The 14,001-nt window shown below is 55.2% G+C and carries 11 protein-coding genes and 2 pseudogenes; 7 read left to right on the plus strand and 6 right to left on the minus strand.

Annotation, left to right across the window (positions count from 1 at the left end; genetic code table 11):
* Window positions 1–249: 249 nt before the first annotated feature.
* A pseudogene (locus ACYJ11_RS18125) lies at window positions 250–872 on the plus strand (hypothetical protein); the annotation flags it as partial.
* A 185-nt stretch (window positions 873–1,057) separates the two neighbouring features.
* On the opposite strand, the gene ACYJ11_RS18130 reads toward ACYJ11_RS18125, so the two are convergent.
* Together ACYJ11_RS18130 and ACYJ11_RS18135 are read right to left on the minus strand one after the other, a co-directional pair.
* A complete protein-coding gene (locus tag ACYJ11_RS18130; protein ID WP_461648858.1) occupies window positions 1,058–1,390 on the minus strand; it encodes a hypothetical protein in 333 nt (110 codons plus the stop codon).
* A gap of 1,083 nt (window positions 1,391–2,473) precedes the next feature.
* Window positions 2,474–2,968, minus strand: a complete 495-nt coding sequence (locus ACYJ11_RS18135) for a DUF3592 domain-containing protein (protein ID WP_461648859.1) — start codon at window positions 2,966–2,968, stop codon at window positions 2,474–2,476.
* Window positions 2,969–3,437: 469 nt separating this feature from the next.
* On the opposite strand from ACYJ11_RS18135, the gene ACYJ11_RS18140 reads away from it, so the two are divergent.
* Complete coding sequence (locus ACYJ11_RS18140; RefSeq protein ID WP_461648860.1) at window positions 3,438–4,616, plus strand: ABC transporter substrate-binding protein; 1,179 nt, start codon at window positions 3,438–3,440, stop codon at window positions 4,614–4,616.
* A 270-nt stretch (window positions 4,617–4,886) separates the two neighbouring features.
* Here ACYJ11_RS18140 and ACYJ11_RS18145 read toward each other — a convergent pair whose 3' ends face one another.
* Both ACYJ11_RS18145 and ACYJ11_RS18150 read right to left on the minus strand, forming a co-directional pair.
* Complete coding sequence (locus tag ACYJ11_RS18145; protein WP_461648861.1) at window positions 4,887–5,033, minus strand: hypothetical protein; 147 nt, start codon at window positions 5,031–5,033, stop codon at window positions 4,887–4,889.
* Between the two features lie 1,146 nt (window positions 5,034–6,179).
* A pseudogene (locus ACYJ11_RS18150) lies at window positions 6,180–6,783 on the minus strand (transposase); the annotation flags it as partial.
* Window positions 6,784–6,938: 155 nt separating this feature from the next.
* Between ACYJ11_RS18150 and ACYJ11_RS18155 the strand changes: the two are divergent.
* From ACYJ11_RS18155 to ACYJ11_RS18175, 5 genes are all read left to right on the plus strand, one after another.
* The gene (locus tag ACYJ11_RS18155) at window positions 6,939–7,769 is read left to right on the plus strand and encodes a hypothetical protein (protein WP_461648862.1); all 831 of its coding nucleotides are present in this window, start codon (window positions 6,939–6,941) and stop codon (window positions 7,767–7,769) included.
* A gap of 441 nt (window positions 7,770–8,210) precedes the next feature.
* Complete coding sequence (locus tag ACYJ11_RS18160) at window positions 8,211–8,567, plus strand: hypothetical protein (RefSeq protein ID WP_461648863.1); 357 nt, start codon at window positions 8,211–8,213, stop codon at window positions 8,565–8,567.
* Window positions 8,568–9,303: 736 nt separating this feature from the next.
* Complete coding sequence (rdfA, locus tag ACYJ11_RS18165; protein WP_188979745.1) at window positions 9,304–10,059, plus strand: rod-determining factor RdfA; 756 nt, start codon at window positions 9,304–9,306, stop codon at window positions 10,057–10,059.
* 2 nt (window positions 10,060–10,061) lie between these two features.
* Window positions 10,062–11,840 (plus strand): archaea-specific SMC-related protein, encoded by a 1,779-nt coding sequence (locus ACYJ11_RS18170; RefSeq protein ID WP_461648864.1) that lies wholly within the window; start codon window positions 10,062–10,064, stop codon window positions 11,838–11,840.
* Window positions 11,841–11,932: 92 nt separating this feature from the next.
* The gene (locus ACYJ11_RS18175) at window positions 11,933–12,151 is read left to right on the plus strand and encodes a hypothetical protein (RefSeq protein ID WP_188979747.1); all 219 of its coding nucleotides are present in this window, start codon (window positions 11,933–11,935) and stop codon (window positions 12,149–12,151) included.
* A 102-nt stretch (window positions 12,152–12,253) separates the two neighbouring features.
* On the opposite strand, the gene ACYJ11_RS18180 is transcribed toward ACYJ11_RS18175, so the two are convergent.
* Window positions 12,254–12,997 (minus strand): ABC transporter permease, encoded by a 744-nt coding sequence (locus ACYJ11_RS18180; RefSeq protein ID WP_461648865.1) that lies wholly within the window; start codon window positions 12,995–12,997, stop codon window positions 12,254–12,256.
* Window positions 12,994–13,932 (minus strand): ABC transporter ATP-binding protein, encoded by a 939-nt coding sequence (locus ACYJ11_RS18185; RefSeq protein WP_461648866.1) that lies wholly within the window; start codon window positions 13,930–13,932, stop codon window positions 12,994–12,996. The genes ACYJ11_RS18180 and ACYJ11_RS18185 overlap by 4 nt, the downstream gene beginning before the upstream one ends.
* Window positions 13,933–14,001 lie beyond the last annotated feature (69 nt).

The raw sequence follows: 14,001 nt of genomic DNA on the forward strand, positions 1-14,001 counted from the left end.
GTGTCACTTGGCTGCAGTAGGCCGGCCTCCACCGGGAGTAACATCCAAGCAACAGGCTTCGCGACGGAATAAAAGGCTTCTCTGGAAGGTATCATCCGGAACGCGGTCGAAGCGGAACCCGATATCATCTCGTTGGGTATTCCGACGCCCAATGACAGGAGACGATGGGAACGGCGCTCACTGACGGAGCTACCGCCATCCGCCCACGATCACGACTGCTGCGAGTACGGCTGCGCCGGCGTCGACTGAACCGGCTTCGGTCATCACGAGGAAGTCCGGACCTGATGGAGTCGTGGGCTCCCGATGCCGGTGAGGATTACGATGCTGATCCTGGCTACTGGCGCTTTCACGTTCTCCTGACGTCTCCCAATGAGATGAGTTTCGGGCAGCTAGTCGGCGAACCCGAGGAGAGACATAAGAAGGCCAAGACAGTGCTTGCCTGGGCTGCGGACTGTATCGACACCGACGTGCTCCAAGAGATTGAGCGGTCCCAAGCCAAGGATATCAAGCAAGCGTGGCGAGATGCAGCAGAGGCCGAACTGACCCGGCGTGAGATCGAGCAGTTTGCTGAGGACCCGCCGGACGAACTCGATGGGTGGACGAAACTTGACGCCGACCACGACGCTATCACGGTGGCCTACGTCGCTGCCTACCACGGAACACCGTCGGTTGCGACCGTCTTCGAGAGTGCTGACGGCGAATTGAAGACGCTTGAATTCATGCTGGAGGAATGGAAGGAGAACGACAGTGACCCTCGCTATGCGAGGCCGAACCGGTACTGTGTGACGACCGATGGCGACAGGGCCTACGCCCGTCTTCGGTCACATTTGCTGACCTTCGAGGTTGAGCCGATGGAGCGACTTGAACTGTAGGTTGCTCCAGCGATCAGTACAGGTGGTGCAGTGAGCATCCACACGAGCGGAATGAGTGTGGTATTCTGAACGCGAGCGAATCGAATGCACGCCCGAGGCAGGAAAAGGTAGCTTCGCAGACTCTCTGAACGGCTATTTCACCGAAAACAGCGTCCGACCAGTAGAGTTCAACAGTGTCGCTGAAGCTACTTTTCGGGCATCCACGCTGGCCGGGGGACCGTCGCGTTTCCAAACTCAGAAACGTCGTATATCGTCTGGTGAGTGAACTTCTCGTTCCCTCTCGTGATGTTGAATTCTGCGATGTATCCTTCCTCGGCAACAATGATGTGCCCGGTTGCGGTATTGGCTGGGACAAAGTCAGGGTCTCTGATACCAGTCACAGTGTACCTGACAGCTGTCGTCCCCTCAACAGTGACAGTCTCTGTCGCGTTTATTTCGAGACTCAGCAAGGGCCGTCGAAGTCCCTCGTGCGAGGCGACACGGTCTCGTTCCCAATCCTCGCCGGGACGCTGTTCCAACTCGCCTGATATTCGATCATACTTGTACACACCATCAGCGTTATAATATGTGTGTGAGTCCGTACCGTACCTCGTATCGACAAACCGTATTTCAGCGGTGCCAGCATCGGCATCGAGCGTTCGCACTATCGTGCGGTTCTTGCCGCCGCTGATAGTAGTCAACCGGCTTTTGCGGGATGTGTTCTTCACCGTCGCAGAGTGCGCTTGCAGTGCATCAGAGACGTTTGAGACTGTAATCCCCTCCTAAGACCACCCCGGTGGATAGGAAAAATTCTCCACCGTCGATTCGGGAGTCGGTGCTTGTTGGTCTGTGGTAGGCACCCCAGCACAGCCAGCCAAGAGGATGACAACGGCCAGTGCTACCGCAGGGAGGGAATCTTGAGGGCGGTTGACCATATCAGCACAAATTAGCTACCAGTAAAGATGCTTGTGATAGCTCTCTATCAGGACAAGCAATGTATTCGAGATAGGTCCGTATCGATTGGATAGCCGAATTTGGACGAAAATCAGTTACTGGTGCTCAGAAAGCAGGTCTACCTTGGATCTGGTTCACTCGCTTTCACAGGTAATTTTCTCAGGCTGGATCAACAGGTCCCACATACTGGCTCGTGATCGTGTCACTGTCTCGCCACTGCAAATAGTAAATTACGGTCATCGATGGTCTTCGTGGTAAGCGTACCCATTATTTATGAAATCTCTGCCTTCTCACGCGCCTCGGCAAGTTGGTCCTCCCAGTCATCTTCGTCCCAGTCCTCCGGTGTGTCGGGCTAGTCTGTGGATTGATCGCCCGTTTCGGCTGCCACTTCTAGGTCTGCACAGAGTGCCTCGATATCCTCGATGCTCGTTCGTATATCTCAGTCAACTCTGGGGGGATCGAGTCACGGTCAATGGCTCGGCGTTTTTCGAATCCGGTCTCGGCATGGGCGCGATCGGGCATGTGCTAACCAACGCACTCTCATTAGTTGTCGGTTGTGTTGGTTAGCTACGTAGAAGTGCGATTACGGTCGGTTACAAGCTAGCATTATCCCTGCTCCAGCGACTGGTCAGGATTCTCGAAGACGGCGGTCAATTATACGTGATGGCTCAGATCTTTCTCACTGCGGAAAAAGCTGCAAAGAGAGCGAATAATCCACCAATGCCGATAGCTATGATTGGTGCACTCGATGTTTTGTTCTTTAGAAACGCATCTCCTGGCTCGTCTGGCGACACATATGCAGTCGTCTGTGTTCCCTGTTCGTAATCTTTAACCGCTGATTCGGCTGCTGATCGTGTCTCATAATTACGCTCAATATTCGCTGGATAGAGTTTTGTCCCGGTGTATTTTGTCCCATTGTACGTGTATTCAAATTCGACGGCTGGTTCGTACTCTACGCCCGGGTTCGATGATGTGCCACTATCTGTCTCGATGCTGAGTTCTGTGACGGTTGCGTCCACTTCAACCGAATTTCGAACCGCTTCGGTCTGCTGGACGTAGTCAAATCCGCCGTAGCCGGCGATAGCAATACCGACAAGCATGTATAGTACTGCGCCGCTCAGGGTATCAGGACCGTTCACACTGAGCTCTGAATCTTTGGCCATACTACTAGCCCCCCTCAGGTTCTTTGGACGTTCTCGGCACCCAATTGTCACCGCAGTCCCCGAGTAATTGTGGGCTAGCTCGCTTCTGTAACTGAACGTGACAGGGCAAGCAGGGGGTGTCTACAGTTCGGATATAATACTGTGAGAGTGGACCGTGGGGCCTCTGGAGGGCGGAATTCACAACGTAGCATCCTGTTCTCTAGTCACTAAAAAGATGTTATGGAACAGTTTGCATACCCTCAACAGTGCCTTCTATCAGATGGTTAATACAAACGGTACTGCCCAGTTGAGTCAGTTTGAGACGTGAGCAGTTCGTGTCCGTTTGCCCATTTGCTACCAGATAATCTGCTAACTGTCTTTCGAGTGGTTGGGTAGTGTCGGACCCGATTTCACTCTAAGGATTGATGACGCTACGAATGAGTTGTTGCGTTCCAAAACAGTTTTGAATATTTAGGTTGGCCTAAATCGTGTGCAAGACAATTCCACCGGCTCTCGTACATCGACGCGACGGGATCTCATTAAGTACGGCAGCGCCCTCGTCGGTAGCGGATTGCTCGCTGGTTGTACCGATGGGGATGGCTCCCAGTCCAACACGAATGAGTCGGGTTCTATACAGACCACGACTTCTGACACGATCACGGCTGATAGTTCGTACTCAGTGTCGATAGAACCGGCCGGCGAAGTGACCTTCGAGTCCGTTCCCGAAACGTGGGTCGCAGAAAACGCCAGTTGGGGAGACATGGGTGTCGCACTCGGTTTGGAGAAGCCGAGCGCGGTCGTCCTCACGGGTGAGTACCGGACGTGGGCATACGAGGACATTCCGGGCCTGTCCACAAGCAAGGAAGATATGGTCTCGCTCTGGCAGGACGGGATTTCCAAGGAGACGCTTCTGGAAATCGATAGCGGCGTCCATTTTATCGACCCGAACTATATGAGTAATCTCATCCCCAACTGGGAACGTGCGGATGTTACGGAGATGGCTGACCGAATCTCTCCGTTCTGTGGCAACACGAGTTTCTCGACGTATCCGTGGCACGAAGACTATCCGTACTACTCGCTGTATGAGGCCACCGAGAAGGTCGCACAGGTATTCCAGCGAATGGATCGCTTTGAGGCGCTTCAGACGCTCCACGACGAGACCATTTCGGGCATACAGGAACGACTGCCATCCGAGAGCGAGCGGCCGGCTATCGGGCTCCTCTCTCCAGCATCAACCGAACCGGAAAAATACTACCCCTACCGGCTCGATGACACGACCGCATACAAACACTGGCACGACCTCGGTGTGAGCGATGCTTTTGAAGCTTCAGACATCCAGAGTTTTACCTCAGACCGCGGCACCATCGATTACGAGACGCTATTGGTGGTTGATCCCGAGATTATGCTGTTCTACACAGACACGTATTGGACGCGCTCGGAATTCCGTGAGACGTATCTTACGTTCCTCCAGGATCACAGCGTGGCGAGCCAACTTAGCGCAGTCCAGAACGGAGAAGTCTACCCGGCGGGCGGGATGTACCAAGGCCCAATTATCAACCTCGCAAAGACCGAGCGTGCTGCAAAACAGCTATTCTCCGATATCTTTGATCAAGACGAGCAACTGTTCAGCCGGCAACGAGTCGCCAACATTCGGAACGGAGATATTTAGGCCGCTTAGCTGACTCTCGGCGTCACACCCGTTGTGAACTGGGGAATCGCTGTGGTCGCTCCGTTCGTGTCACGACTACTCACTACACTCTTAGAAACAGGAGGTCGTTCCCGGTTCCTGCAGCTGGCAGACAGCGGCGTCGGCGACTAACAGTATGGACGCACTGTCGCCGTCCGGACCAGCGTGCCACTGGGTTCACCGGTAGCGGAGCATTCCTGCTGGTGGTAGGGTGACAGTCGTGATCGACACTGTAGTGAGTACTAAGATCGGTCATCCTTTGAGCACCGCTCGGCGCTCGATGGCAATATCGTGGGTACAGTCCCCGACCACATGACGGAGTCGCCACTGGCCCGTGTCTGGTGGCGCTGTATCGGTCGCAGGGTCCGGTGATGGACCGACACGGACCATCGGGGCCATCAGTTCTCGCCTCCTTCGAAGGGTGGGGACGGCTGCTGTCGCGTTCTCCCAGTGCGTAGTCTGTGTGGGTGACGGTGAACGAAATGCGGTCATCAACCCGACCAAGTGTCTGAGCCAACTGTCGGCGTGTGGCTGTGTCCGGATCGGATGCTTGCAGTCTGTAGAGCGGTTCTGTTGGGAGGTCCACCAGCAGGACATCCGTGGCGTGATCGTCGGTGACGGAACTGACTAGCAACAGCGGCTCACTGTTGATGGTCGTGATAGCGACGATCTCGCCGACGGCCGGCTGTGGAGTCATCGGCCTGCCTCCCGAGAACGTACGTGTGAGTGTGTAGCTGTCGAATTATCGACAGACGGCAAGCGGATATCACAACCCCTTTTATTACTAACTCCATACCAGTCGGTTAGGTTCTGCCCCCCGCTCCATGTTTCCCTGATAGCCAGTTGTCCTATCGAATGTGTTGGGTGCAGGACCTGTCGCCTGCAACGGCGACATTGGGTGGTGCGTGGCACGCCGCTTTCCCCCGGCTGCCACCCGCCTTGCTGCTGCTCTGAATGTAAGAGCTGTGCAGTCGTTTCTGTGTTCTGTGGCTGGTTATTCAGTCGGTCGTGGATCGTCGACAAACCGACAGACAGCGTGGGGATATCACAAACGTTTTCGTGACCACTCGTGTCAGGACTACATGGGTTCCGTGCCCTGTTCGATTCCATTGGATTCACCCATCCTCCCAATTGTGTCGGGGCTGGAGCCTGTCGTCGACATCCACGACGGCGACAATGGATGGTGCGTTGCACCCCAACTCTCCCATCCCCTAGCAACCCACCATTCTCTTTGCGTGACCAGTAGCGACTGGTGTTCTGTGAGTGAGTGCGGAAACTGCGGCTCGCATCACGCGGTGTACTGGGGGTGGAAGGACATCCGGAGTGTGGCGGTAGAGTACTGAGACGCTGTCGCTCGCTAGCAGGAATGTCCTTCACTGGGAGTACAGTGTAGCTGAACGGCTCTGGTACCTAGTTAGGGCCACGCTCCGGTGTGTGCCCGTTCGCCTGGGACTCTGCTCGGCAGTCATTTATTGCTCGGGTACTTCCCTGAAACGACTACTCGGTAAGCCTGCACATTGACCACTAATCTGTCACCGACCATCATACTGGTCTTGCGACGGCGAGCGCGTCACGCGTGACGCGCATCGCCGTCTCTTCTGGTGCTTGTTTGCTTTCCGTGAACTCCGCCGCAATTGGGATTTTTGACCCGGTCGAAACAATCGTACAACCGTACCCGTAGTAGTACTCTTCGGCGGTTGGATTGTAGCACTTCGACGCATCTTTATCAGCGGGTATCGCCCTCACATCGGCCGAATCGATGCAGTAAGTCAAGTCGAGCAGGCCGCGCCAGGCGGCCTGCTCGACGAGTCGGTCAAAGACCTCATCGACGACGTGTTCGAGGTCGGTGAGAAAGCGATCGACTGCGTCTATCGAGGGCGGTCGATCGAACCCACAGCTAAGCCAGACAACCGTATTCCGAAGCCCCCGCTCAACCGGGCGAATGGCGTAGATATCGTGGTAGTAGCAATGAAGGAAGCCACGCATCACCTCTGGAGGCTCGTGTTCTCCCCGTCTCCGCCGGGGAGAACACGTCAAAACCTTCGAGAGACTCGAAGGAGAGGTGTTCAAACAACGCTAGCGTCTCAGTCTCCGCGACATTGAAAACCGACTCTACCGAAGGATCATCTTGCAGGGTCGCTGGACTCATCCATCTCAGCGTTCACCCTGCTCTTTGGTGTGTAACTGTTCTATGATACCTTCTTAAGAGGGCAAGTCTAGAACGGCCGTACAGCCCCCAATTTTATATTACTTCGATATCAAATTCGATGAAACCTATATGCAAGATCTGGGGGAACCTGACCTATGAATCCACTCGATAGGTTGATGTCGATCTTCGGGAAGTCCACAAACGAATCTGAATTAAACGACAATCACGGACCCCGTCCCGGAACAGAAACAACCCACCAGAATACACATTCTGTGAGTAAACCTGAGAAGAGCAACCACGAGGGAAGACTTGATACCTCGAAACCAGAGGCTGCGTCTCGGATCGCTGATCTTCTACGGGATTTGGGCTTCGATGCTGACAGCGTTAGACGGTCCTACGAACAGTATTACAACTGCGAATTAGAAGAGTCCAAGACTATTGAAGACTACATTTTGGACGAGGATGAGACCTTTTATAATGTCCGCGAGGGTGAGCCAGTCCCCGTATTTAATACCGTTCACACGTTTCTCAGATTATCCACTCGGGGTGTGTTTTCAGATTGGAAATATCCCGAGGACGTGCCGCAAAAATCGCTCAGTGCGGTTTTAGAGAATTACGGCTACAAAATCCGGTTTTATGCTAATTCAGGCGAACGAGTTGGCTGGTGGGGGCCGGATCAATCCTACTATCTCGATGATGGTGAATCCTTTAGGATCGAACTCCTCGATAGAGACGATGAACGAGTTGATTCCTTCGAATTTGCCTATCCGGATACGAAATATGGCCACAATCGATTTGACTTGGTTGTCGACGAAATCAACGAACATCTCCTTGCAAATCTTCCTTTTCGGTTCTACGAATTAGCGGACACAGGCGACAACTATTCATTTCTCCTTCTTGAATCTGAGATCATAGAACATCTGGAAAACAAGTACGGAGAGGACGTGAGTATAGCAGGAAAAACTCTCATATCGGAGTTCGCGTAGTGAGGTTGGTGGTCTCAGGATTGTGTTTCGGTACAACGGAGGCAAACAACACCTTTGTGAACTGTTCTATGACACCCTATGATGTCCGCAATGCTCACACCGGTACACTGGCCGCCATCCACCACCTGTCACAAATCGCTTGGCGTAAGCGTCTACTGCTCCACATTCAGGACAGACCTCAGGTGGCTCAGTAAGATTATCGCCCACAACCGCGATCCGCCACGTGTCAGTGTAAGCATTGGGCTGTACTGATCAACTCTCAAGGCGATGAACAGACCGTCTCGCCAGAGTCGTTCTCTTACCGTGAGACGGACGCCTCGCCGTAGCAACCCGAGATAGCCCGAGACGATGTGTCTGGCCACCGATGACTATCGCGAAGAATGATGCGGTCTAAAGTGTCTATGCAACAGGGATAACCACACGTTGGTCAAAGCGTAACCCATGTCCCCAACCAAGTCCCTCGTATTCGCTCTGTTCTGTGGTCTCGCTGTCGGTGGTCTTGTCTACCGGTTCTTGCTTCCGGATTGGTTCTTCGCGCTCGGCATTGCAGCAGTGTACGCCGGTAGTGTGTATTTCTATGTCTCATTTGACATCCCGATGCTTGGAGAACAGATCACGTTTCGGAAGCAACCACATAGGCTCGGCCATGCGATCGGGATATTCGGGCTGAGTATAAGTCCAGTAGCACTCATCGAATACGTTGACCTACAAGGACCCGAGGTCGCCGGAGTTCTCGTCTGGATCACTGGTGTGGTTGCCTACCTTTTCTTGGTGTCACTCGCTCAAAGCCAAGAGTAATATTGGCAACTCAGACAGACCAGTGCCTTATCCATAGCTGTCGGTAACTGGTTTTCCCGGCAGGATTGCAACTGATGTAACATCCATCTATCGCCATTCGCTCGCCCTTCGCAGGCAACGACTTATTTTTGTGTGGCGGCTCGGTGTGCCGACCTGTATAATAAGTCGCGAGATCGGCCACTGAGCGAAAAATACAATTGATTAACCACAGCGAATACGGCCGCTGAGGGCGGTGAAATGGGTGCAAAAGCGGTCTTAGTATCGAGACCTCAGAGAAGTCGACGCAGCTTCAGAAATCAAACAGGGCCGCTGCCGTCGAACGCCTTCCGACAGGCGTAGCGATTCTGGTTGATCGCCTGGACACGTCCATCGAAACACGGACAGTAGATTATAAACAAACTTATCCCTCCATATAACTCTAAGACCAACTACAACGAAGATATATCTCACTTATACCTCAGATCTGTATCTAAAATATTACTAATAGCCAGCAAATCATGTAAATTTGTCTTCAGATACGAAAATATGGGAGCAAAATGCTGCTGAGTACGAATCTCTGCAAACACAAACGCAAGAACATAAGCACCCTAAACTGCTCCAGCACCGCGAAAGAAGAAATTGACAACGATTGGCCCAGACCTGTCAGCTTTACATAGAATCAGCTCATCCGAACGCGAGCCAAATGATAGTACGCACGTTTAATAGTCGGCATCCCTTTGATTTGGGTAGAAACAGTATGGGATGCAAGGTCGAGACACTGGCTGACCGGTATGACCTCACCGCCCCTGGGTCAGGGGACCACTCTCTCGACGAGTATCTCGTGGCTCGCTGGACCGGCCGTGACGGACGATCAGCGGACGGGTACAAATCGCTCACGGAGTGGTTCAACAAACGGGTTCTCAAAGAGCTATACGCCGAAGTAGATCGGGAAACACTGGGTGTCCATCTGGACCGTGAGTACGAACTCATCACCGGTGATGACGACGTAGCGTACGACGAGCTGGCGGCCGCGCTTGCTGCTGATGGACTCGACGTCGAGCGTATCGAGAACGAACTCATCTCTTGGAGCACGATGCGCCATCATCTCAAGGGGTGCCTCGAAGCGGACAAAAACACTAACGAGGCGAAGACTGACTGGGAGTCAAACACCGTCGAGGTCGCCAGACAGCAGACCGAGGAAAAGGCCCAGTCGGTTCTCTCTTCGCTGGCATCGAAGGAGCGACTCGCAGATGCTGAGTCCGCCGAAGTAGATGTCCAGGTAAAACTCGGCTGTTCGGATTGTTCCGTTCGGGTCCCGTTCGACGAGGCGGTCGAGCGTGGCTACGTCTGTGAACAGCACGTCTCGGATGAAGACGAGAAAGAGACTACCGTGGATAGCTGGAAGAACACTCTCTCGTCGGTGATTACACCATACGGTGCGGTCGAAGCGGTTCAGTGTCTAATACTCGAAGAACCATCCCTCTTGGAGACACTCCTACTCCCAGCCTTCTGAATATGACATGGGAACTCACAGTCGAGAATATCGCCGGGATTCGTAGCGCAAACGAGGCAATTGAACCTGGAGTGAACGCCGTCCGGGCGAGTAACTGGCAGGGGAAATCGAGCTTTCTACAGGGTATCCAGACAGTGTTCGGGGCTGAGACGCCGCTCACTGAGGGTACTGATCAGGGGCGGGTCGAACTCAACGCGGACGGGGAGGCGTTTGAAGTTCGACTCGAACGGGACGGCGTGGCGGTCAGTCGCCGCGGTACCCCGTACCTTTCGTCCGAGTACGACCGAATCTGTGCCGAACTGTTCGCGTTTCTCGACGAGAACAACGCTGTTCGAAAGGCAGTCCGAGACGGCGACCCGCTTGAGCCGGTGCTTACGAAGCCGCTCGATTTCGAGGACATCGACAGCCAACTGGCCGAGCTGCGGTCCGAACGAGACCAGGTGGAACGTGAACTCGAACGGGCTAACGATGCGGCAGAGCGGCTTCCCAAACTGCAGGAGCGAGAGACCAATCTTGAGGCTGAGCTTGAGGAGCTACACAGTGAACGGGAGGCACTTGACGCCGACGGCGACGACACCGAAGCCAGAGCAGAACTCAGCGACCTCCGAGCAGAGCGAGAACGCGTGCAGCGACGTGTCGACCGGCTCGAACAGACTGTCGAGCGAGTGGAAACCCGGCTTGCCGAGAACCGCACTGAACTCTCTGAGCTGACTGTCCCCGAGGAGAGCGATATAGAGACGGAGTTAGAACAGGTCCGCGAGCGTCTCCGATCACTCGAACGGGACCGGGAGCTGTTACAGGGGGTTTTCGAGGCTAACAAGCGGGTGCTCGACTCGGACCGAACTGAGTTGCTGACTGACGTCTCTCGGGATGTGCTCGGGGACACAGTCGAGTGTTGGCTCTGTGGGACGGAGACGACGAGTGACGAAATGGCTGACAAGCTCGACGCACTGGACGAGCAAATCACCGAGCTACGTCGTGAGGAATCAGAGTACCGGACACGAGTCGAAGAGCTTGAGGCCCGCCGAGACGAGGTCAAAACCGCCCGCCGGCAGGAAGCGGACTTGACGGACCGAATCGCCGAGCTGGAAACGTCTCTCGACGAAAAAACCGAGGAACTCTCTTCGGCCCGCGACCGACTGGCTGATCTGGAGGCCCGCGTCGATGAGGTGACGGAGTCCGTCGAGACAGAATCGGAACGGCTCACCGACATCGAGAGTGAGATCAAATACACAGAGGCGGAACTCGAAGATGTTCGAGCGGAACTGGCCGACGCCGAGTCCCGTGCCGAGAAGCGTGAGATGCTCAGCGCGGAGTACGACGATCTCACGGCCGAGATCGCTTCGCTTCGGAACCGTAAAGATGAGATCAAGCAGGACCTCCGCGAGTCGTTTTCGACGGCGCTAGCGGAGCTGTTCGAACGTTTCGATACTGGTTTCGAGATGGCTCGCCTGACCAGTACGTTCGACCTCGTCGTCGCTCGTGATGGGCGCGAGACGACACTCGATGCCCTTAGCGAGGGTGAGCGGGAGCTACTCGGTTTCGTCGTTGCACTCGCCGGTCACGAGGCATACGACGTGGGTGAGCGTGTCCCGGTGTTGCTCCTCGACGGGCTGGGAAGCCTCGCAAGTGACAACATCGCCACCTTCGTCGAGTACACTGCGGGCCGGGTTGACTATCTTGTCTTGACAGCATATCCTGAACACGGTGGGTTTGACGCAAACGAACTCTCCCCATCCGACTGGGACGTCGTCTCTCATCGGGCCGAAACCAAAGCGTAACGCTAACCCAAGCAGCGATCGGTTCGGCCCGTGGTAACATGTAATGCATTCTCGCCAGACTTATATTTCCGATTACGTTAGCCGCTGATGTGATGAGCGAGTTTACCGAAGCCCACGAGCGTGGAGTCCAAGCATTTACCAAGAGCTTATTGCACAGGGAACAGACGTGTAGCAACTGTGATTTCCAGGATACAGTCCTCCACAGCGACTGGCAGACCCACGTCGAGACGGACCACCAGTCGGGCCACATACGGTATCGGCTTACGTGTCCGGACTGCCAGTCTGAGGAAGTGCTCGATATCGACATTTGAGTCTAGCGGAGTTGCCGGAGTAGACACGAGGACACTCGTAGTAACAACCACTAAGTCATTGTTAGATCTGGTCTGTGAAGGATGAGGGCACTGCTCGCCCCGTCACTCCTGTGGCACAGCGTAGGCACCGAGGGCGAAAACCAGCGCGGCGAACATCGCCAGTACCAGCAGGTCGAGCCAGGCCGTTTGGTTGAGGTACGTGACGTTTCTGACCCCGCGAGAGAAGTACGTGAGCGGTGACAGACCGATCACCGGGCGGAACCACGTCGGAAGCCGCTCCGGCATAACGAACGTCTCAGAGAGGAACACGAGCGGCAGCGCGACGGCATTACTGGCAGCGACAACGCCGTCCTGTGAGCCAGTGATCCGTCCCAGTATGGCTCCGAGCCCGCAAAAGACCACGACCGCGAGGATGATAAACGGAAGGAGCAACGGTGAGAGTCGGATAGTCCCGCCCACGAGCAGTTCTAGCACCCCTAGTACGACGGTACTCGCGAGAACGATGATAGCGATGTTAACGAGTGTGTGCGCAGCCAACCACTCGCGAGAAGTCGCGGGCGTGGTCGACAGCTTCTGAAACCGGTTCCCGTCCCGATATCGGGCGAGTGAACTCCCGATTCTGGACAGCGGCGTAAAGAGGACGATAACCGCCAGATAGCCCGGCACGTAGAAGCTAGTCGGGTGTCCGAACAGACCGCCGCCCGCCGGGTTCGTCTGAACGATGATGCCAAAGATCCCGACGAGGATGAGCGGGAATCCGAAGGTGAAAAACACGGCCGTCCGCCGACGAAGGAACGTTCGCCACGCCGCTCCGGCCTCGGCAGTGATACGGCTCGTCCGACTCATCGGGACCGACCTCCGGCAGTCATGGGCTCTCGCGAGGGTCCGTCCTCGTCGGTACTCTCATCGGTGAGGCTCAAGTAGACATCTTCGAGGGAAGGGTCGGTCCATGTGAGCGTCTCGTACGTGACTCCCTGCGCGTCCAGTTGTCCGACGACCCGTCCGATATCAGCTGTCGCAACATCCAGAATTCGTATGCCGTCTTCCGTCGACTCGACCTCTGCGTCAAGCCCCGCCAGTTGCTCTGGAGACGTTTCTGTCTCGACGAGGAGATGCGTACCGCCGCCGTAGGATGCGATAAGGTCGGTCGGCGGGCCGACTTCGACGAGTGTGCCGTCATCGAGCAAGGCGACTCGGTCTGCGAGCTGCTGGGCTTCTTTCATGTAGTGGGTCGTGAGAAATATCGTCGTCCCCTCGGCCGCCAAGTCGTCGATGAGTGTCCAGAGTGACTGACGACCAGCCGGATCGATTCCCGTCGTTGGCTCGTCGAGAAAGAGGAGGTCAGGGTCGTTGACGAGAGCAATGCCGACGCAGACACGCCGCTGCTGCCCTCCTGATAGGTTCCTGTACCACGTCTCATCGGCTGTTTCCATGCCGACAGCAGTGAGTACGTCGTCGACGCGCTGGGGGTCGTCGTAGAGTCCCTGATAGTACGTTACTAGTTCACGTGCTGTCAGCCGTTCTGGCGGTGTAAACGACTGGGGCAGCAATCCGAGACGACCGCCCTCGACACTGGTCGGTGACTCGCCGAAGATGCTAACCGAGCCCGAATCGGGTGTTGCTGTTCCAGTAAGGGCTTCGACGAGGGTCGTCTTTCCAGCCCCATTTGGGCCAACTAGTGCGAATATCTCCCCACCGTCGACATTAATCGACACGTCGTCGAGTGCGACCGTGTCGTCGTACCGTTTGCTGATATTCTCCGCTACAACTGCTGGGGGCATAGCTGAACGTGTGCTGTCTTCGGACCTAAGCTATTCGCTTCGGGACGACGGTAGTACGAAACCGGCGGG

Source organism: Haloarcula sp. H-GB5, assembly GCF_054850705.1.

What these genes read in the sequence shown, in the direction of transcription:
- ACYJ11_RS18135 (WP_461648859.1), bottom strand. Translation starts at nt 2,968, where the DNA reads ATGGCCAAAGATTCAGAGCTCAGTGTGAACGGTCCTGATACCCTGAGC.
- ACYJ11_RS18145 (WP_461648861.1), bottom strand. Translation starts at nt 5,033, where the DNA reads ATGGCCCCGATGGTCCGTGTCGGTCCATCACCGGACCCTGCGACCGAT.
- ACYJ11_RS18155 (WP_461648862.1), top strand. Translation starts at nt 6,939, where the DNA reads ATGAATCCACTCGATAGGTTGATGTCGATCTTCGGGAAGTCCACAAAC.
- ACYJ11_RS18160 (WP_461648863.1), top strand. Translation starts at nt 8,211, where the DNA reads ATGTCCCCAACCAAGTCCCTCGTATTCGCTCTGTTCTGTGGTCTCGCT.
- rdfA (WP_188979745.1), top strand. Translation starts at nt 9,304, where the DNA reads ATGGGATGCAAGGTCGAGACACTGGCTGACCGGTATGACCTCACCGCC.
- ACYJ11_RS18170 (WP_461648864.1), top strand. Translation starts at nt 10,062, where the DNA reads ATGACATGGGAACTCACAGTCGAGAATATCGCCGGGATTCGTAGCGCA.
- ACYJ11_RS18175 (WP_188979747.1), top strand. Translation starts at nt 11,933, where the DNA reads ATGAGCGAGTTTACCGAAGCCCACGAGCGTGGAGTCCAAGCATTTACC.
- ACYJ11_RS18180 (WP_461648865.1), bottom strand. Translation starts at nt 12,997, where the DNA reads ATGAGTCGGACGAGCCGTATCACTGCCGAGGCCGGAGCGGCGTGGCGA.
- ACYJ11_RS18185 (WP_461648866.1), bottom strand. Translation starts at nt 13,932, where the DNA reads ATGCCCCCAGCAGTTGTAGCGGAGAATATCAGCAAACGGTACGACGAC.